At 43.7% G+C, this 19,844-nt stretch carries 16 protein-coding genes and 1 riboswitch; of the genes, 7 read left to right on the top strand and 9 right to left on the bottom strand.

All coding sequences use genetic code 11. The features are described from left to right. Positions 1–49: 49 nt before the first annotated feature. Together C5I45_RS00625 and C5I45_RS00620 are read left to right on the top strand one after the other, a co-directional pair. Positions 50–1,216 (top strand): MFS transporter, encoded by a 1,167-nt coding sequence (locus C5I45_RS00625; protein WP_004393191.1) that lies wholly within the window; start codon positions 50–52, stop codon positions 1,214–1,216. 69 nt (positions 1,217–1,285) lie between these two features. Then, a complete protein-coding gene (locus C5I45_RS00620; protein WP_043867577.1) occupies positions 1,286–1,741 on the top strand; it encodes an RDD family protein in 456 nt (151 codons plus the stop codon). A gap of 36 nt (positions 1,742–1,777) precedes the next feature. On the opposite strand, the gene C5I45_RS00615 is transcribed toward C5I45_RS00620, so the two are convergent. After that, the gene (locus tag C5I45_RS00615) at positions 1,778–2,464 is read right to left on the bottom strand and encodes a VOC family protein (protein WP_043867578.1); all 687 of its coding nucleotides are present in this window, start codon (positions 2,462–2,464) and stop codon (positions 1,778–1,780) included. A gap of 298 nt (positions 2,465–2,762) precedes the next feature. Here C5I45_RS00615 and ahpC point away from each other — a divergent pair, with 298 nt between their 5' ends. Together ahpC and ahpF are read left to right on the top strand one after the other, a co-directional pair. Then, entirely contained in the window at positions 2,763–3,326 is a 564-nt protein-coding gene (gene ahpC / locus C5I45_RS00610; RefSeq protein ID WP_004393188.1) for an alkyl hydroperoxide reductase subunit C, read from the top strand. Positions 3,327–3,339: 13 nt separating this feature from the next. Beyond that, positions 3,340–4,869, top strand: a complete 1,530-nt coding sequence (gene ahpF / locus C5I45_RS00605) for an alkyl hydroperoxide reductase subunit F (RefSeq protein WP_007614902.1) — start codon at positions 3,340–3,342, stop codon at positions 4,867–4,869. A gap of 91 nt (positions 4,870–4,960) precedes the next feature. Here ahpF and C5I45_RS00600 read toward each other — a convergent pair whose 3' ends face one another. Next, the gene (locus tag C5I45_RS00600; protein WP_060658651.1) at positions 4,961–6,307 is read right to left on the bottom strand and encodes an amino acid permease; all 1,347 of its coding nucleotides are present in this window, start codon (positions 6,305–6,307) and stop codon (positions 4,961–4,963) included. A 145-nt stretch (positions 6,308–6,452) separates the two neighbouring features. Beyond that, a riboswitch (glycine riboswitch) is annotated at positions 6,453–6,533 on the bottom strand. Positions 6,534–6,831: 298 nt separating this feature from the next. On the opposite strand from C5I45_RS00600, the gene fbp reads away from it, so the two are divergent. Next, positions 6,832–8,757 carry a fructose-1,6-bisphosphatase gene (gene fbp / locus C5I45_RS00595; protein ID WP_052586932.1) on the top strand — a complete coding sequence of 642 codons (1,926 nt, stop codon included), beginning with the start codon at positions 6,832–6,834 and terminating at the stop codon, positions 8,755–8,757. A 52-nt stretch (positions 8,758–8,809) separates the two neighbouring features. Here fbp and C5I45_RS00590 read toward each other — a convergent pair whose 3' ends face one another. The 6 genes from C5I45_RS00590 to C5I45_RS00565 form a co-directional block, all read right to left on the bottom strand. Further along, on the bottom strand, positions 8,810–9,274 hold the full coding sequence (locus C5I45_RS00590; protein WP_044052762.1) for a (2Fe-2S)-binding protein: 465 nt from the start codon (positions 9,272–9,274) through the stop codon (positions 8,810–8,812). Then, the gene (locus C5I45_RS00585) at positions 9,267–10,109 is read right to left on the bottom strand and encodes an FAD binding domain-containing protein (protein WP_052586933.1); all 843 of its coding nucleotides are present in this window, start codon (positions 10,107–10,109) and stop codon (positions 9,267–9,269) included. Before C5I45_RS00585 ends, C5I45_RS00590 begins: the two co-directional genes overlap by 8 nt. Next, positions 10,096–12,426 (bottom strand): xanthine dehydrogenase family protein molybdopterin-binding subunit, encoded by a 2,331-nt coding sequence (locus C5I45_RS00580; protein ID WP_107994160.1) that lies wholly within the window; start codon positions 12,424–12,426, stop codon positions 10,096–10,098. The genes C5I45_RS00585 and C5I45_RS00580 overlap by 14 nt, the downstream gene beginning before the upstream one ends. 5 nt (positions 12,427–12,431) lie before the next feature. Further along, the gene (locus C5I45_RS00575; RefSeq protein ID WP_095315519.1) at positions 12,432–13,052 is read right to left on the bottom strand and encodes an NTP transferase domain-containing protein; all 621 of its coding nucleotides are present in this window, start codon (positions 13,050–13,052) and stop codon (positions 12,432–12,434) included. After that, positions 13,049–14,065: an XdhC family protein gene (locus C5I45_RS00570; protein WP_095315520.1), complete on the bottom strand. Its 1,017-nt coding sequence runs from the start codon at positions 14,063–14,065 to the stop codon at positions 13,049–13,051. The genes C5I45_RS00575 and C5I45_RS00570 overlap by 4 nt, the downstream gene beginning before the upstream one ends. Before the next feature lie 62 nt (positions 14,066–14,127). After that, positions 14,128–15,144: an FUSC family protein gene (locus tag C5I45_RS00565; RefSeq protein WP_107994159.1), complete on the bottom strand. Its 1,017-nt coding sequence runs from the start codon at positions 15,142–15,144 to the stop codon at positions 14,128–14,130. 316 nt (positions 15,145–15,460) lie between these two features. On the opposite strand from C5I45_RS00565, the gene C5I45_RS00560 reads away from it, so the two are divergent. Then, complete coding sequence (locus C5I45_RS00560) at positions 15,461–16,015, top strand: hypothetical protein (RefSeq protein ID WP_032859581.1); 555 nt, start codon at positions 15,461–15,463, stop codon at positions 16,013–16,015. A 58-nt stretch (positions 16,016–16,073) separates the two neighbouring features. Next, a complete protein-coding gene (locus C5I45_RS00555) occupies positions 16,074–16,235 on the top strand; it encodes a hypothetical protein (protein WP_004393168.1) in 162 nt (53 codons plus the stop codon). 413 nt (positions 16,236–16,648) lie between these two features. Here C5I45_RS00555 and C5I45_RS00550 read toward each other — a convergent pair whose 3' ends face one another. Continuing rightward, a complete protein-coding gene (locus tag C5I45_RS00550) occupies positions 16,649–19,741 on the bottom strand; it encodes a DEAD/DEAH box helicase (protein ID WP_199907351.1) in 3,093 nt (1,030 codons plus the stop codon). Positions 19,742–19,844 lie beyond the last annotated feature (103 nt).

Here is a 19,844-nt window from a genome sequence, read left to right as displayed (position 1 = left end):
TATCTATTTTTCTATATATGTAGTTAAATAAAAGGAGGCATACATAACAATGAAAAAAAGCAGCTCCATCTTCATTCTATTTTTGGCACTAGGGGTTTTCGGGATTATCACGACCGAGATGGGCATTATCGGCGTTCTTCCGCAAGTGGCGGACAGATTTCATATTTCTGCTTCAAAAGCGGGGTGGCTTGTCAGTATTTTCGCGTTCATCGTCGCTGTGTCGGGACCGTTTTTGACCTTGCTTGCTTCAGGTATAAACCGGAAATACATTCTGCTTTTAGCGGTGCTGATGTTTGCCGTTTCAAATGCGGTCTACGCGTATACGGCGCATTTCAGTGTCATGCTGGCGTTTCGGATCATTCCGGCTTTATGCCACCCGGTGTTCTTTTCTGTAGCGCTTGCGGCCGCGGCCCGGCTTGTCCCCGCCGGCCAATCCGGAAAAGCCGTAACGAAAGTCTTTTCAGGCATCACCGCCGGCTTTGCGTTCGGCGTGCCTTTCACGTCTTATCTGGCGGATCGTCTCTCTCTTGAAGCCGCCTTCTTATTCGGCGCTATCATCAGTCTCATCGCGTTCACGGGCATTCTTCTCTTTTTGCCATCCATGCCGGTCACAGAAAAAATGTCTTTCAGAAGCCAGCTCGGCATTCTTCGCAAACCGGCTTTGTGGCTCAATATCGCTGCCGTCACCTGTCTCTTTGCGGCCATGTTTTCTGTCTACAGCTATTTTGCGGAGTACCTCGGGCGGGTGTCCCATATGATCGGCACATGGGTCAGCTTCATGCTGATGAGTTTCGGGGTGATTATGATAGCCGGGAATTTCGTCTTCGGTGCTTTGTTATATAAAAATATGAAAAAGACCGTCATCCTGTTTCCGCTTCTTTATACAGCCGCCTACTTGCTCATATACGGGTTTGGGACGTCTTTCGCGCCGATGGCTGTCCTCGTCTTCGTATGGGGCGCCGTTCATTCCGGCGGTCTCATTGTCAGCCAGACATGGCTTACTGCGGAAGCAAAGGAGGCGCCTGAATTCGGCAACAGCCTGTTTGTCTCTTTTTCCAACCTCGGCATCACCATCGGAACGGCGGCGGGCGGCTGGTTTATTTCACATTTGGGAATCCATCAGCTGATGTGGTGCGGCATCATGTTTGCCCTTCTGGCTTTCGGGCTGATCATGGGACGCTTGGCATGGGGAAAGAGGCTGCTCGCAGAAGCTTAAGCTCCGTTGCAAAATCCGGAATGATTACGTATAATATTCCAGATTAAAGCAAGGGAGAGAAAAAGATACATGGAAAGACCGGCAGGATTTTGGATTCGGTTTCTGGCTTACGTCATTGATCAAATCATCATAGGAATTCCGATTTTTATCATACAATTTATGGTCTCTTTTTTATTTGCGGCAGGCGTTGCGGCGGCTGACCCCTTCATGACCGAAAATCAGTTTAACATCTCTTTTCTGGTGTTCGGCGTCATTCCGATTCTTGTGAGCTCTATTGTGATCGGCATCTTATATTTCAGCCTGCTCACAGCCTCAAAGATGCAGGGGACCCTGGGAAAAGCATTGCTCGGCCTTAAGGTCGTCAATGAAGATGGCGGACGCATTTCCATCGGCCAGGCCTTCGGACGCGCTTTCGCCTATATCATATCCAAGCTCATTCTTTATATCGGATTCATCATGGGTGCCTTCGGAGAGAAAAAAACGCTGCACGACATCATGTGCAGCACCCGGGTTGTTTATAAATAATGTCCCCAAGTCCGGGCCTTTTGAGCCCGGGCTTTTTTATGACGGCTGTGCCCGCCTGATGTCAATGCCGCCTTCTCCGTCAGCCTCAATGCGGATCGTCCCGTTCACAATGACAGACAGCGGATGGAACTCCGCATGCTGATCAGAAAAAATCCAGCGGCGGCCGCTCGGCCCTAAAAGTAAAAACGCCCCATCATTGTAATCACCCATAAAATGAAACCCGTTTTCCTTAAGAGGCGCGCCGTCTCTCACCGGTATACCGAAACGCTGCAGCTCCTTCCCCGTCGATACCACCTCGGCAGCCGTCAGATTCACCTCGCCGATATTCAGGACGGACTCAATCGAAAAACGTTCCGCGCTTTCCGGCGATGTGCCTCTCGCGATGAATTCCGCCAGATTGTTGGACGGATCTTTGAAATAAAAGGAACGCGCCTGAATATGAGTGAAATACACCTCATCCTCCCCATCTTCCGTTTGAAAAACGACTTTATCCTTTATCCACGCCTTCGCCTCATCAAAACGATTATTCGGAATATTAAACGCGAAATGATACGTCGGATGAGAGTGAGAATCGGCGCGCCTGAATTCCAACTCACTTTCTCCCGCCTTGATGGTAAACGAATCACCGGACTCATCAATTAAAGGAAAACCTAACACCCGTTCATAGAAGTGTTTCGTCTCCTCCAACGCACAACTGTACAAAGTAATGTGATTTATTTGCATGATCATACCCCCTTTGGTTTATACTGCCATATAGAGGGGTTGATTCCTACTGTTTCGATTCACCAATTGAGAATCCCCCTTTCGCCCGGCGCTACACATGACAAACAGCGCCAAACCGCTTATACCAGGCGTTATTAAATGTCTAAAGCAAAAAAAGCAGAAAATAATACCCCATATAGCTTGACAAAAAATAAATGTTATTTAATAATCTATATATAATTAGAATTATTATTGAAAGATAAAGTGAATGCTTTGTCTTTTTAATATATTTCAAATCACATTTCAGGAGGAAGATATTATGTCTTTAATCGGAAAAGAAGTACTGCCATTCGAAGCAAAAGCTTTCAAAAACGGTGAATTCATCGATGTAACAAACGAAGATTTGAAAGGTCAATGGAGCGTTTTCTGCTTCTACCCAGCGGATTTCTCTTTCGTTTGCCCGACTGAACTTGAAGATCTTCAAGGACAATACGCTGCACTGAAAGAATTAGGTGTTGAAGTATACTCTGTTTCTACAGATACTCACTTCGTACACAAAGGCTGGCATGACAGCTCTGAAAAAATCGGCAAAATCACTTACGCAATGATCGGTGACCCATCTCAAACGATCTCCCGCAACTTCGACGTTCTTGACGAAGAAACTGGTCTTGCTGACCGCGGAACATTCATCATCGATCCTGATGGCGTTATCCAAACAGTTGAAATCAATGCAGGCGGTATCGGCCGTGACGCAAGCAACCTAGTAAACAAAGTAAAAGCAGCTCAATACGTTCGTCAAAACCCAGGTGAAGTCTGCCCGGCTAAATGGGAAGAAGGCGGCGAAACACTTACACCTAGCCTTGATTTGGTAGGTAAAATCTAAGGAGTGCATTCCATTGGTACTTGATGCAAATATCAAAGCACAATTAAATCAATACATGCAGTTAATTGAGAACGACATTGTTCTCAAAGTAAGCGCCGGTGACGATGACACTTCTAAGGACATGCTGGCTCTCGTTGACGAACTGGCTTCCATGTCATCTAAAATTTCAGTTGAAAAAACTGAATTAAACAGAACACCGAGCTTCAGCGTTAATCGTACCGGAGAAGACACAGGCGTTACATTCGCCGGTGTTCCTCTCGGCCACGAATTTACATCATTAGTGCTGGCATTGCTTCAAGTCAGCGGCAGAGCGCCTAAGGCTGATCAAAAGGTCATTGACCAGATTAAGAACATCAGCGGAGAATACCGCTTTGAGTCTTATATCAGCCTGACGTGCCACAACTGCCCTGATGTCGTCCAAGCATTAAACATGATGAGCGTGCTCAACCCGAATATCACACATACAATGATTGACGGCGCGGCATTCAAAGAAGAAGTAGAAAGCAAAAACATCATGGCTGTTCCGACTGTTTTCTTAAACGGTGAATCTTTCGGAAGCGGCCGTATGACCATCGAAGAGATTCTCGCAAAAATGGGAAGCGGCGCAGATGCGTCTGAGTTTGCCGACAAAGAGCCGTTTGACGTTCTTGTTGTCGGCGGCGGACCTGCCGGCGCAAGCGCGGCGATCTACACGGCGCGTAAAGGCATCCGCACCGGTGTCGTCGCTGAACGCTTCGGCGGCCAGGTACTCGACACCATGAGCATCGAAAACTTCATCAGCGTCAAAGCGACTGAAGGACCGAAGCTCGCTGCAAGCCTTGAAGAGCACGTGAAAGATTATGATATTGACGTCATGAACCTTCAGCGCGCGAAACGCCTTGAGAAAAAAGACCTCTTCGAACTTGAACTTGAAAACGGCGCTGTACTGAAAAGTAAAACAGTGATCCTTTCAACAGGTGCCCGCTGGCGCAATGTCAACGTACCTGGTGAGCAAGAGTTCAAAAACAAAGGTGTTGCATACTGCCCGCACTGTGACGGACCATTATTTGAAGGCAAAGACGTAGCCGTTATCGGCGGCGGAAACTCCGGAATCGAAGCGGCGATTGACCTTGCAGGTATCGTCAATCACGTGACTGTGCTGGAGTTCGCGCCTGAACTGAAAGCAGACGAAGTCCTGCAAAAACGTCTTTACAGCCTGCCGAACGTCACTGTGCACAAAAATGCACAAACGAAAGAAATCACAGGCGACCAAAACGTAAACGGCATTACGTTCGTTGACCGTGAAACAGGCGAAGAAAAACACGTTGAACTCCAAGGTGTATTCGTCCAAATCGGTCTCGTGCCTAATACAGAATGGTTAGACGAAACCGTCGAACGCAACCGCATCGGCGAAATCATCGTCGATAAGAGCGGCGCGACAAGCGTTCCCGGCCTATTTGCCGCAGGGGACTGCACAGACGGCCCGTACAACCAAATCATTATCTCCATGGGATCAGGTGCAACTGCCGCTTTAGGCGCATTTGATTATTTGATCCGGAATTAATGTAAAAAGCGCTACCCTGCTTACACGGCAGGATAGCGCTTTTTTTATATTAAAACGGCATACTGCATAGCAGTACACCGTCTGAAGTAATTCAATCTGTCTTTCTCCCTCTCGCCCGATAGATAAGAAACAATCCAATAAACCACAGCGGCGTCAGCAGCAAAGCCGGGCGCGTCGCATCCGCAAACAGCATAATCACCAGAATGAAGGCAAACAGCGCCAGCACGGCGTAATTGATAAACGGCGCAAACGGCGCCTTGAAAGACGAGCTTGCGTGTAAGTCCGGACGGGTTTTCCTGTATCTGATATGACAGACAAGAATCACACCCCACACCCAAATGAAACAAATCGCGCTGATGGTTGTCACGATGCCAAAGGCTGCTTCCGGTATCAATTTGCTTAAAAGAGCGCCCGCTGACAGCACAATAACCGATATCCATAACGCGCGGCTCGGCACATGATTTTTATTCAGCTTCGCAAAACTTGCCGGCGCCTGTTTCGTTTTGCTTAAGTTATACAGAATCCGGCTTGTTGAAAACATCCCGCTGTTACAAGCAGAAGCGGCAGACGTTAATACGACAAAATTAATGATTCCCGCGGCTAACGGAATGCCGACCAGACTGAAGGTCTTTACAAAAGGACTTTCCGTTGCATTCAGCTGCATCCACGGGTTAATACATAAAAGAATGATCAATGCCCCGACGTAGAAAAATAAAATCCGCAATGGAATTTTATTGATAGCGGACGGAATATTTTTTTTCGGATTTGACGTTTCCGCCGCCGACACACCCACTAATTCCACACCGACATAGGCGAAGATCACCATCTGAAATGAAAGCAAAAAGCCTGAAAATCCGTTCGGGAACAAGCCGCCGTGCTCCCACAGATTCGCCGCTGAAACCGTTCCGGTATGCGTTTTGAACCCAATCACCAGCAGAACCACCCCGATGACAATTAACGCGAGAATCGTGACTACCTTAATTAAGGCGAACCAAAACTCCAATTCTCCAAAAATCTTAACCGTTAACAAATTAAGCCCTAATAAAATGAGCAAACAGATAAGTGCCGGAATCCACTGCGGAATATCAAACCAATATTTCACATACACACCGACGGCGATCACATCCGCCATAGCCGTCATAATCCAGCAAAACCAGTAGGTCCAGCCGGTGACAAACGCTGCACGCAGTCCTAAATACGCCTCGGCTATATCCGTTAATGATTGGTACCCCGCTTTAGATAACAGCAGTTCTCCCAGCGCCCGCATGACGAAAAAAAGCGCAATACCTACAATAAAATACGCAAAGATGATAGAAGGACCCGCCAGCTGAATCGCCTTACCGGACCCTAAAAACAATCCGGTACCGATCGTGCCGCCAATAGCGATCAGCTGCACGTGCCGATTCGATAAGTCCCTCTTTAGCTCTCGCTGCTCCACATCTGACTCCTCCTTACCTCTCTAGTGAACGATGAGCAAAAAAAGCCAATAAAAAAAGAGATTGGATGCCCTCCAATCTCATGGTCATAAGAATATCAAATTATATTTGCGCCGCTGACAATCAACAGCATGACAAATACATATTCGGTACTCTTCTGTCCTTTTGCCTGAGATTGTGAACCCTTCGGCGCCGCGGAAAACCCGCGGTCTCTCCAGAAGCCGCTCCTGCTGTAGTGCGACCCACAGCAATCATAGCCTGCTACGTATTGAGTTTCCGATAGAAATAACTATCAGCTAACTTTTTATTTTAATGGAAGTTGAATGCATTGTCAACAGGGGTATACGCTCACAGCGTTATCCCGGTCCAATTTTTGATGCCTGAAGCGCCGTATCTTCCGTTTTCATTGTCTCAAAAAGGCGTTATGCGGTACTATCATATAAGGTCTAATCATTTAAACATTATGTCATACTTTAAATTCACTTTATCATACAATTGCTCGTAAATAAAAAGGGGATGGACGAGATTGGAAACCAAATATTTAGATCTGCTCGCACAAAAATACGATTGTGAAGAAAAAGTGGTCACGGAAATCATTAATCTGAAAGCGATACTGAACCTGCCGAAAGGAACCGAGCATTTCGTCAGTGATCTGCACGGGGAGTACCAGGCATTCCAGCACGTGCTGCGGAACGGTTCAGGAAGAGTAAAAGAGAAGATCCGCGATATTTTCAGCGGCGTCATTTACGATAGAGAAATTGATGAGTTGGCGGCTTTGGTCTATTACCCGGAAGACAAACTGAAGCTGATCAAACATGGCTTTGATACGAAAGAGGCATTAAACGAGTGGTATAAAGAAACGATTCATCGGATGATTAAGCTCGTTTCTTATTGTTCTTCCAAGTACACCCGATCCAAATTGCGCAAAGCACTGCCCGCCCAATTTGCTTATATTTCCGAAGAGCTGCTGTACAAAACAGAACAAGCCGCCAACAAGGAACAATACTACTCCGAAATCATAGAACAGATCATTGCGCTCGGCCAGGCCGATAAGCTGATCACCGGTCTTGCCTACAGCACGCAGCGATTGGTGGTCGACCATCTGCATGTGGTCGGCGATATTTACGACCGCGGACCGCAGCCGGATAAAATCATGGAAGAACTGATCAACTATCATTCAGTGGATATTCAATGGGGGAATCATGATGTTCTCTGGATAGGCGCTTATTCCGGCTCAAAAGTATGCCTGGCAAATATTATCCGCATCTGTGCCCGCTATGACAATCTGGATATTATTGAAGACGTTTACGGCATCAATCTGAGACCGCTATTGAACCTTGCCGAAAAATATTACGATGATAACCCGTCTTTCCGTCCGAAAGCTGACGAAAACAGACCGGAAGATGAGATTAAACAAATCACAAAAATTCATCAGGCGATCGCGATGATCCAATTCAAGCTTGAGAGCCCGATTATTAAGAGACGGCCGAACTTTAATATGGAGGAACGGCTGTTACTGGAAAAGATCGATTATGACCGCAATGAAATCACGCTGAACGGAAAAACGTATCAACTGGAAAACACCTGCTTTGCGACGGTGAATCCCAAACAGCCTGATGAGCTGTTAGAAGAAGAAGCAGAAGTCATGGACAAGCTGCTGTTCTCTGTTCAGAACTCCGAAAAGCTGGGCCGCCATATGAATTTTATGATGAAAAAAGGCAGCCTTTATTTAAAATATAACGGCAACCTGCTGATTCACGGCTGTATTCCCGTCGATGAAAACGGCAGCATGGAAACGATGATGATAGAGGATAAAGCTTATGCGGGCCGTGAGCTGCTCGATGTATTTGAACGGTTCTTACGTGAAGCGTTTGCCCATCCGGAAGAAACCGATGATCTGGCGACGGATATGACGTGGTACTTATGGACAGGCGAATACTCCTCCCTCTTCGGAAAACGGGCCATGACAACCTTTGAGCGGTATTTCATTAAAGAGAAGGAAACGCATAAAGAAAAGAAAAACCCGTATTACTATTTGCGTGAAGACGAAGCAGCCTGCCGAAACATCCTGAAGGAATTCGGCCTCAATCCGGATCACGGCCATATCATCAACGGCCATACACCGGTAAAAGAAATCGAAGGCGAAAATCCGATCAAGGCAAACGGAAAAATGATCGTCATCGACGGCGGCTTCTCCAAAGCCTACCAATCCACAACAGGCATCGCCGGCTACACGCTCTTATACAATTCCTACGGCATGCAGCTCGTCGCCCATAAACACTTTAACTCCAAGGCCGAAGTGCTGAGCACCGGAACCGACGTCTTAACGGTGAAACGATTAGTCGACAAAGAGCTGGAGCGGAAGAAAGTGAAAGAAACAAACGTCGGTGAAGAACTGCTGAAAGAAGTGGCGATTTTGGAGAAACTGCGGGAGTATCGTTATATGAAGTGAAGAATATGGAGTTCAGAGATAATTCTCTGGGCTCTTTGTTTACGGTAGCGAACTAAGAAGTCCCTTTCCCTGTATGTAAAACGGATTTAACCGCTTCTTCAATCTCCCTGTAACCCGTACATCTGCAAATATTGGACTCCAGCCAATTTTTTATCGTGTCATCACTTGCATTCGGCTCAGTATTCACTAAAGCATGACAATTCATGAGAAAACCCGGTGTGCAATAACCGCATTGAAACGCGAATTTTTCAATAAAAGCCTTTTGAATCGGCGTATTGATCAGTCCTTCAATTGTCGTAATGTCCTTTCCTTCCCCTTCTGCCGCAAGCATTAAGCAAGATTTCATCGGTACCCCGTCCGTTAATACCGTACAGGCGCCGCAATCCCCATTTAAGCAGCCCGGTTTTGCACCAGTTAATCCGAGACGAAGACGAAGAGCAAATAACAAAGTATCAGCCGGTCTGACCGTCATCTGTCTTTCCTCGCCATTTACTTTCAACGTAATAAGATCAGACATTTGGACCTCCTTCTAATTCCCGTAAGGCATCTAAAATTGTATGTTGCAAGACAAATATTCGGTATTCACTTGAGCCTTCCGCATCATCAAGAACGGGTTTGGGTACATACTGTAAAGACCTGCGCGCTCTATCTTCTAATGAATAGCTTTTATCGTTAAGCACAGCCTCCATTTCAGCAGAACGAAACGGAAATGGACATACGCCGCTGAAGGCCATTCTGATCTCATCATCTTTTTTCAGCGCACAGACTGTCACCAATGGATATCCGACATTCCACTGCTGTCTTCTTTTGATACTGACAAACGGCAGGTCAACGTACGCTCGATCGACAACGATATGAAATAGAAAATCTCCTTTTCGCAATTGTATTTCCTTGTTAAATACTTTATTTATAGGATGGTAATGAATCCCCGCTCTCCCTGCAATCCCTAGCAAACTATCAGAAATCAACAACGGCAGCACGGCCTCACGGTAGTAGATGCCCCCGCAAATGTTTCCGCCCAGGCTGATCTTATTTCGAGTCGTCCGATCGGCTATTTCACTTACCGTTTTACTTAATAGCGGAAATGGATTTTCTTCCTCCAGTTTCGTTAATGACACGCCCGCTCCGATCACCAGATAACGTTCATAAAAACGGATGGCGTGAAATTCCGGAAGCGCGTTCATATCTATCACCGCATCCGTATAGACGATATTCAGCCTTCCTAACGTGATAATTTCCGTGCCGCCGGAATAATACATCGGTGTTTTCTTTTCAGCCGCAAGCGAGTGAAATAGATTGATTGTTTCTTGAATGGTCTTCGGTTTAAAATAATCAAAATCAAACGGTATCATCTTTCCACCCCTCTTGCGTCCTCCATAATTGTTCGGGAATGAGAGGAAGTTGATTCAATTGGACACCTAAAGCGGCGGAAAGGCAATTTCCCAATGCGGCCGGCATCCCCAGCAGTCCGTGTTCCCCGCCGCCGCGCGCTCCATAAGGCGCAATCTCATGCGGGGTTTCAACAAATTCAATGATATATTCAGGCTGCTCTCCATAGTGAAGGGGGCGGTATGTTCTAAGCTGAGGATTTAATACTCTGCCATATGAATCAAAGACAAAGGTTTCTCTTCCTCCGAATGCGATTCCCATACTCATCCCCCCCATCACTTGACCCCTTGCAGCTTTTTCATTCAGTACAGTTCCTATATCCACAACAGAATAGGCTTTTGTAATCCGATACGTATAATCCCGTTTATCCAACTCAACTTCAATTCCCTGAGCACCGACAGCCCACTCGGGTCCCGGCTTTCCTCTTCCCGTTTCCCGGTCTAAATTCGTCATCCGGGTTAATGTATAATTGCCGCTCGCAATGATTTGGCCGCCAATGGTATTTCCATTTGGAAACGTGTATCCGTAAGCAATGTCTTTTATGTCAACATGTACAGCAGGATGATCTATAAAATAAACTTTTCCGTCTGCCACTTCCAATTCCTCGACAGGAACCCGCAACACGCATGATGCCACTTCCTTAAGCTTTCGAATGGCTTCTTCCGCTGCATTCAGTACGGCTCTTCCGGCCATTAACGTCCCTCTGCTCCCCACGGTTTTCCAATGCTCGGGCGTTGTTTGGGTATCTACAAGCATTTTCACGTGAATTTTGCTTATATCCATTTTCATTCGTTCTGCTAAGATTTGGGCTAGCACTGTTTTTGTCCCTGTTCCAATTTCCACTACCCCTGACATCAAATTAATGCTTCCATCAGGATTAAAGGTTAAAATCACCCCGGACGTTGCATTTGTATCAAATGTTGAGGTTTTCCAAATACAGCTGATCCCCTTCGCCCGTATCTTCCGGCCGTCGATTTCAATTCGCTGTCCCTCGTCCCAATTCATTAATTCCTTCAATCTTTCAATACATTTCGGTACATTTCCGACCGTGCTTGAATTGAGAAGAACTTGAGTCGGTGTGGTGTCACCGGGGCGAATGGCATTTTTATAGCGGAGTTCTAACGGGTCCATGTTCAGCTTTTCCGCCAATACATCCATCGTCCGCTCAAAAGCAAATAACACTTCAGCATGGCTGTAGCCCCTGAATGCACTTGGATATGGATGATTCGTATACATACAATATGAATCACACGATATATGGTCGATAGCGTACGGACCCGTACAATCAACCACCGCAGCCCGGCTGATGTCCACTCCTTTATCAGAGTATGCTCCGCCATCAAATAAAAGCTGAATGTCCGCCGCCTTTAAAATTCCATCCTTTGTGGCCCCTAATTTGACAATGGCATCCAATCCTACATGAACGGGAGATGTGATCATATCCTCTTCTCTCGTATTAAACAATTTGACGGGCCGGCCTCCGACTGCTTTTGATGCCAAATAGGCAATCACCTCTAACTGAACGGCTGCTTTTCCCCCGTACGCCCCGCCTACTAAAGGCGTTTTGACGATAACCTTTCCGGGTTCAATTCCAAAATACCACTGCATTAATTTTTTAATGGCAAAAGGAGCTTGAGAGGATGTGGTAATGATAATCTCCTCATCCGCCCGAATTTCAGCGATCGAGCATCTTGTCTCCATCGCAGCGTGATCAGAAGGGTTAAAGGAAATCTGGAATTCTGCTGTCACATGACTTTCCCTAAATCCGTCTTCAATATTTCCTTTTCTAACCTTATCCACGTTTGCGATATTTGTCTTCGGAACCGGGAATACACCTTTTGTCTTCTCATAGCGGTCCGCATGTTCATGGACGAGCGGCGCATCCTTTTGAAAGGCCTCACGGGGGGAATTGACGACGGGAAGAGGTTTATAGGATACTTTGATGGCATCCGCGGCCTTTTTAGCTGTAATCGGATTTTCCGCAACAACAACAGCAACCGGCTCACCATGGTATCTGACCCTTTTGTAAGCAATCGGCGATCTGTCTTTAATTTCCTCACCTGCAAGCGGAAAAGGTTCGTCACCCAATATCGCTCTCACACCGGGAATCTTCCAAGCTTCTGAAAAGTCCATCGACACAATATCGGCATGAGCATATGGACTGGTCAGCATTTTTGCGTGCAACGTCCCTGTTTCTTGAAAATCATCCGTATATTTCGCTTTACCCGTCACTTTTTCAAGGGCCTCTTTCCGAATGACACTCTTCCCGATATACTCCAACTCATTCACTCCCCGAATTTATTCAGCAGCAGCCTATAATCTTCAACTGTATCGACGTCATAAAAAAGCAAAGGGTCTTGAAAGCTGATCATTTTTCCCATATTGATCATACTTTCACGGATGACATGCCGGGCGCCCCGATCTCCCTTTAACTGATGCAATACCGGAAAACATTGATTGGAGAATAAAATGGGGGGCATAGGAAGATGCTGATTTTCAGCGGCGATAAATGAATAACGGCGCTCTTTTTGATAGGAATCAATTAACGTATTGATGATATCTGCGGTGACAAACGGCTGATCTGCAAGGAGAATGATAACGGCGTCAGCCTCGTACGCTGCCGCTTTTTTTACACCGCATTGTATAGAATGGCTTTGGCCCTTACCCGCCTGCTCACATTCTGCCTGGCTCCACTTATTTGACATGGGATCTAAAAAGAAAAAATCCGAAAGCCAATGCAGTGAATCTCCCTTTCCCGTAATAACGAAAATATGATCTAATTCAGATAACAAGGCATGTTTAAGAGCCATACTTCCAAGGGAAACGCCATTGAGAAATAAACTTCGCTTATCCGTCCCCATGCGTCTGCTTGTACCGGCTGCCAGGTAAATGGCTGCTGTTTTCATAAGCGGGACCTTTGTTTTCGCATTTCTTTAATCAGCTCGCCGACGATACTTACAGCAATCTCTTCAGGGCCTTGTGCCCCGATGGGAAGGCCGATAGGGGAATGAATATCTGCCGGAATCTCTGCCCCGCCTAACAGCCGCTCCGTGCGCCTTCTGGGGCCTAAAACGCCTTTATAAAACATATTCTCGTTTTTTATTGTATGTAAAATGATCTGATCTTTTTGAAAGCTGTGCGTCATAATGACAACAAAATCCCTTTTTGTCATGCTCAGGCCTTCCATGACTTCTTCCGGCGCTCCCGTTATCAAATGGCCGGCTTCAGGAAAATGGCCGTGATGACATAAGGCGGGACGCCAGTCAATCACCGTCACACGAAAGCCCGCACGAGCCGCCAACGAAACTAACGGCCTCGCATCTTCTCCTGCTCCGAAGACGTATAAACAAGGTTTTGGCACCATCTGATGGATAAAAAACAAATCAGATGTATGTTCATCCCTTTTGATTCCCTTTTCCGTCTGTCTCAGTTTTTGAATACGGCCTTGTTCCATCACATCCCCGGTTCCAAACACGCTGCCGTCTTCAGCGATATACAGATCTTCCTCCGGCTCTAACGTTTCAGTGAATCGTTTCACTCGGGTCACAGACTTTTTTTCATCTAAGCATGTCTTGACTGTCATCAGATTTCGTTCCAATTCTCCTTTTACAGGCTCAAGCAACACCGTCAAAACACCATTACAGCCAACGCCCTGTCCCCAGGATAAATCGTCTTCCGCGCTCATATCAAAGCGGACAATCAACGGCTGTCCTGCAGCCCAGACCTGTTCTGCCCGTTCAACGAGATCTTCTTCCAGACAACCGGCGGATAACATTCCGACTCTTGTTTTATCCCCTAAAATCAGCATCGAAGCCCCTTCTTTCTTATAAGCGGACCCCTCTGTTTGAATGATGGTAGCCAGTACCTTAGCTTTCTTAGAATTGGCGATGACATCCAAAATCCGGTGTATATCATCCATCTCATGTCCCCCGCTTTTACCTGATCATATCTGTATATCCATATTCTCTTTTTCCAGAAAAATTACAAACGCTTCAGCAATTGCTTCGTTTCTAAAAAAAAAGAGTCTTTATAGACCTTATGACCGGGCGGCGGGTGCGACAGCATGTCGGAGCGGAGAGATTCCAATAACACGTTCTGTTCCTTCTGTTTCCGATTGTCTGTTTCACCCTGCTGTATGCCTTTAAAACCCGCAAAATATTCACTTAACACTTGTAAATTATTCCCCAGCTCCCTTTTGTCACTTGAAGATAAAGCTCCTTCTTTTTCCCATTCTTTTAACGTTTTCACTATATTTGACAGATACTCAAATCCGGCGTTCAACTTTTGCATCTCTATTTGATAGCTTGAAATGATGTTTTTATGTTTTTTTCTGACGGGGTTGAATTTTAAGCTGTCAGAGGCTGTTTGCAGCATCTCTTTTGTCATATGCAGCTCCTGCAGAAGATGGTTCATTTTATATTCCATAAGGTTCCCTTTTCCTTGCCCCCACTCTGATTGCACCCATTTGGAAAGGTCTGAAAGTGTGCCGGAAAGCTGACGGGCCAATGTTTGAAAAGAGTCCGCTGCCTTTTTTGTGTAATCCGGCGGAAACAGGAACATGTGAACCAGAATCGCGATGATGACGCCGATCACCGTATCGATGATTCGGTCGAATGCATAATCTTTAGAGTTTCGTTCAAACGTAAAGACCAATAAAATGGTGAGCGCTACCTGATGCAGAACCGTTACATCTATTCGCAACCACTTCGCTATGTAAGTACCGCCTAACAGGAACAGCCCCAGCATCCAGCCATTCATTGGCAAGTGACTGACAAGAAAGGACGTTAGCATGATCCCAATCGCAGTTCCCGCAATACGATGAAAAGAAAAACGAATCGACTGATCTATCGTTGGCTGCAAACATAAGATAACAGACAGAGGCGCTAAATAGGGGTGATCAGAGCCCGCCAGTTTTGCCGCTTCCCAAGAAACAGCAGATGCAATCGCCATCTTCCAAACCAAAGATGTTTTGTTTTGAATTTTTTCACTTTTCATCATACGCCCCCTCCTTTCAGAAACCTTTTCCACTAGGTTTCCGTGACGGAAAGGGATTTATACTGTCGTGTGGAAAATGCGGAAGAAGCTGTTGTTCGCAATAAAGGTGCTTCTCTGAGCTCTTCTTTACGGTTTCTATCCTCCTTGATAACTTCGCATCAGATATGAACCCTGCTCTCCTATGACTTTCGAAGGGAAACATACAAACCTTGTTGGTTAATGTGATGAAATTGGGTGAATTTTTTATCATTTTATATGGTAAGGGTTTAACAAGCAGAATGCCTTTGTTAGTATGGCAACCAAAGGAGGAGGATCAATGATGCAAAGCAGAATGAAGCTAACCGCAGTGAAACTGGCAGCCTTGGTATTCCTAGCAGGTGCCTTTGCCCTCCCGGTTTTACCCCATGCTGCGGCTGCCGCAGAATCCCAAGCTACATACAAAGTTGAAAACCTCAACGACAGTGAGCTGAAGATGACGTTCAATCATGCAGATGTTCAAATTGACTTTAAAGGCAATGCAACCCTAAAAGACAACATAACGGGCGAGGAGCAGGCTCTTCCGAAAAGCTCTGCTGACAAAAATGGTGACCCCGTTACACTGAAATATGAAAAAATCAAAAATGGCGTTTTAGTCAAAGTAGTGAACAAGGACGCTGGAAAAACGAGCGGGTCAATCAGCACCCAATCAGTCGGGAAATGTATTCTAGGTACTGGCGGCGGTGCGGTAACTGGCGGCGGCACACTGGGTCTTGCAGGAGCTGCTGTAGGCACAGTCACAATACCCGGCATCGGAACAGTAGGAGCGGGTGCTGTCGGAGCAATTACCGGCGCTGTTGGCGGTGCAATGACGGGAGCTGCCGCATCTTGCTTTTAATCATGAAAAAAAAGGGGCCCGCGCCCCTTTCTTTTACTAACTATGGAAGGTGGTCGACATGTACAAAATCATCATTCCTTCAATACTAGCCATCTTCATTCTCTGGATACTCTTACAGATTTCGCTGGAGATAAGCATCGTTAAGAATCCATTGAATTATTTTATTGTATTCATTGTCTTCTTTCTCTTTATTAAGATGGTGAAAGAGAAGCAACAGTAGGTTGCTTCTTTTACCATGTGTAGAAAATAAAAAGTCATATCTTAATGAATTCTTTAAGGAGAAACCAGGCTATTATTCTCTATTGTACCTTGAGAGCAGGTAAAGGAAGCTTAGGTTTTGAACATTATGTTTGAGCGGAAGTTTAGTTTAAGCGAGAAAATAATCTTAAAATGAATCTTTGTAATACAGTAATTGTCGACTCGATGATAATTAAAAATGTATGTTTACCTTTATGATTTAAAGCGGTTCAACAATAGAGTTTACTCTTGGTTAGTATTAAAAATGATATTGTCCATTTCATTTTAATTTGGCAGATGACTACCATACGTTTCTTCGTACTTTTCTATATCACTATAAAAAGGGTATTTTAAGGACTTTAGGCCAGTTACATTTCACTAGAATACTACCGCTGATTACCTGTTATAGTCTTCAATAATCGAAATTGTTTTATTTGCCACTTCACTTCCAAGTGAGGCATACAATTTCTTATCGCCAATAACATAAAATTCTTCTTTAGCTCGTGTAGCTGCAACATTCATCATATTTGGATCAGAAACAGCCCATCTTGCTGCTCCACTGCTATTAGTGTCCGCTCCAAGAACAAAATAGACAATTTTTGCTTCTTTTCCTTGAAAAGTATGGACAGTTCCGATGTTTGTTTTTTTCCCATTTTCGCGTTTCGTAAAGTTAATTTTATCTAAAACTTGTGCAAGTTTATAAGCCACATTTCTAAATGGAGATATAACATAGATTTCTTCAGCTAAGTCTGGATTTTCCTGCAAACGATTATCAATCAGACTTTTCAGTAAGTCAGCTTGTTCTTTAACAAATTTGTCATTTGCTTTTCCGGTTGAATCATACCATTGTGATTTTCCTTGTGACTCATCTTCTGATTTACCTTGTACCATCAACCCATCATACGAGATTTCATTTGAAATCGTAAACATCGGATAATTTGAACGTCTGTGCACCCAAAGTGGTATGCCAATCCATTCATCCTCATTTTTTTGAAAACCATACTGACTTGCAGCATCCACAATCGTTTGAGTAGAAGCATCAGCAGAGACAAATTTTTCATCAACTTTATAATATCTTCCAATCAATGTCAGAACATTTGAATCTAACGTCAATACTGGTTTTATTTGTGATGGATCCCCAACCACCATAACCTTTTTACTTCTAAAAATTGCGCCAACACTTGCCTGCGGTAGTGCTTGACCTGCCTCATCTATGAATAAGTTACCTATTGAGTTTTCATTAAGGTTTTTAAACATCCTGCCAAAGCTGGCAAAAGTAGTACTGACAACAGGGATAGCGAAATTCAACCATTGCCATGATTCTGAAATTAACTGATGTCCATTCTCTTTTCCAATGTATTCGGACTGTTTATTCCAAATAATTCTTGCCGCTTTCAAATTCTTTCTGTTTTCATACAGGAATTGCTTTCTAACCTTTAAGGCTGAAATAAATAATTCTGATTGTAAAATACGAAAGCGCTTGGTAAACCATGGATTAGACTTTTGAAGTTCATCATATGATAGTGAGAAATCTAGTTCTTCTATTCCACTTTGAAATTTGTGTTTTTCCAATAACGCAATTTCTTGTTCCAATTTCTTAAAATTATTTTGTTGAGTAGTGATCCATTGTTTGAAATCAGCTTTTGTGTCCTGAATTTGTTGCCGAGTATTTTCGATTTTAACAGCATTTACCTTTAGTGCATTTTCGAATTTCATGCGCTCATTTAGCAATTTAGTCTTTTGTTGAGAAAGATGATTTAAATGGGCATTCGTATTATTGAGATTTTTGAAATACCGCTCAACTTTTGATTTATTAAATATTTTCTGAAACCATAAAAAACTTGGCTTTTGTGAAGTAACTACATCATAATTCCGTTGAGCTTGAGCTTGTAAATCATTCAAATTTTTGATTTCAATGGAACAATCCGATAACTTTTTTTGGAGATTTACGCTTTCTTGTCTCAGCCTTTCAAGTTCACGCTGCGCTTCTTCCTCTTGTGAAATCAAATTTGCTCGTTTCTCTGTTACTTCTTGTTCAAAAGCAATGGTTTGCTCCTTATGCTTGGTTTTAAATTTTTGAAGAGAATACATTTTCTCGCTATATTCTTGAATTTTTTCTCTTTCACTTTTTATTTCATCATAGAGACGCAAGAATTCTTGATATACACTTACATCTGTACTCGCTTCATAATTTTCTTCTAAATCTTTTTCAATTACTTCAATGGTTAAAAGTAACTTGTTAATATTTGTTGACGCTCCGCCTTCCAACGAAAATGTACCCCAATTATCCTCATTTAAAAGCTCACTTTTTATCTTGCGATTCTTTCCGAAACCTTCACCGGTTAATTTAGAATTAGAAACATCTTTAAAATAATTCGTTTCCTCTAGTTGCTTTTGAAAATCGTCAGCAATCTTTTCTTTCTTTGGTAGCTCCTTAACAATGTTTTGGACTGCCCCATTGTTTGAACTTGCTACAATAATATTCTTATCTGAAATGGAATCCGGTAAAACACCAAGTTTGGCATTCTGCCAATAAACTAGACTACCTTGAATATTTTTATCAGACAGCTGTAAAATTTCCACTGCCTGTTGCACTACTAAATCAGCGAAAATATCTTTTAACAGTGTTGTTTTCCCTGTTCCTGGCGGTCCATTGACACTACGAATATCATTTTCATCATTTAAAGCAAGATTTACCGCAACCTGTTGCATGAATGAAAGCGCAAAATCAGGATTACTTGGGAAACGTCCCAACGGATAAAATTTAGGTTGCAAAATCATCTCGAAAACATGTGAATTAAAATGAGTAGATTCTTTTTTACCATCTAAATTTTTTCTATATCCAGAAAAGCCATTAAAATATCTATCCAAATTTTTATTAGTGATTGTCTTTGCCTTGTTCAGATCGCCAATAAAAAACGAATGTAGATTCACATCCCCATTATCCAAATTTTTCACAAATGCATAGCGGAAATTTTCTGCAGTAACATTATAATTTTGTAAGAGTTCAGAAAATGTGGTATTAAAATCCTCATTAAATTTCCTGTTCAAGTCTTCTCTAAATGAGTTTTCAACTTCTAAAATATCTTTCGGTAAATCGCCATGTCGGCGGATATAACCGCTCATCGTATAGAACAATTTGTCTGCTATAAAATTTAACTGGTTATCAAAATATACAGAGAAGGTGAATTTGTCAGAGTTACTAACTTCTTCGTAGGTTTTAGCGATCTTATATTTCTCCCTCAATATGTCAACAATCTCTTGAAAATTGAATATATCAAAATATAATACTAAGCCCGACTTCTTGAAGAACTTATCTGATACACTTTGCTGTTCTTTTTGTTTAGTTAAAAAGTCTAAAAAAAACTTACTCCAGTCCTTCTCCACTGTATGTAAAGGCTTTAGAGCTTTATCTTTTTTATTAATAGAACCTTCTGATAGTTGCTCTATCGTAATCCAAGCATTTAAAATGTCTTTCCTTCCGTTCATACTATCCCCCGTCATTATCTATATATAGAAAACTTGAATTATATGTTGCATTTGTGTATTTCATTTTTAAAATGAAGAGTTTTTCATTGACAAAATTAGATTT

It is taken from the genome of Bacillus sp. ZY-1-1, from assembly GCF_003047165.1.
GTDB classification, from domain to species: Bacteria; Bacillota; Bacilli; order Bacillales; family Bacillaceae; genus Bacillus; species Bacillus velezensis.
This window is presented reverse-complemented; position numbering and strand designations above follow the sequence as displayed.

Coding starts and splice junctions, on each gene's coding strand:
- C5I45_RS00585 (WP_052586933.1), bottom strand. CDS start 10,109: ATGATACCGTTTGATTTTGATTATTTTAAACCGAAGACCATTCAAGAA.
- C5I45_RS00565 (WP_107994159.1), bottom strand. CDS start 15,144: ATGATGAAAAGTGAAAAAATTCAAAACAAAACATCTTTGGTTTGGAAG.
- C5I45_RS00620 (WP_043867577.1), top strand. CDS start 1,286: ATGGAAAGACCGGCAGGATTTTGGATTCGGTTTCTGGCTTACGTCATT.
- C5I45_RS00570 (WP_095315520.1), bottom strand. CDS start 14,065: ATGGATGATATACACCGGATTTTGGATGTCATCGCCAATTCTAAGAAA.
- C5I45_RS00575 (WP_095315519.1), bottom strand. CDS start 13,052: ATGAAAACAGCAGCCATTTACCTGGCAGCCGGTACAAGCAGACGCATG.
- C5I45_RS00550 (WP_199907351.1), bottom strand. CDS start 19,741: ATGAACGGAAGGAAAGACATTTTAAATGCTTGGATTACGATAGAGCAA.
- C5I45_RS00560 (WP_032859581.1), top strand. CDS start 15,461: ATGCAAAGCAGAATGAAGCTAACCGCAGTGAAACTGGCAGCCTTGGTA.
- C5I45_RS00625 (WP_004393191.1), top strand. CDS start 50: ATGAAAAAAAGCAGCTCCATCTTCATTCTATTTTTGGCACTAGGGGTT.
- C5I45_RS00590 (WP_044052762.1), bottom strand. CDS start 9,274: ATGTCTGATCTTATTACGTTGAAAGTAAATGGCGAGGAAAGACAGATG.
- C5I45_RS00615 (WP_043867578.1), bottom strand. CDS start 2,464: ATGCAAATAAATCACATTACTTTGTACAGTTGTGCGTTGGAGGAGACG.
- ahpC (WP_004393188.1), top strand. CDS start 2,763: ATGTCTTTAATCGGAAAAGAAGTACTGCCATTCGAAGCAAAAGCTTTC.
- C5I45_RS00555 (WP_004393168.1), top strand. CDS start 16,074: ATGTACAAAATCATCATTCCTTCAATACTAGCCATCTTCATTCTCTGG.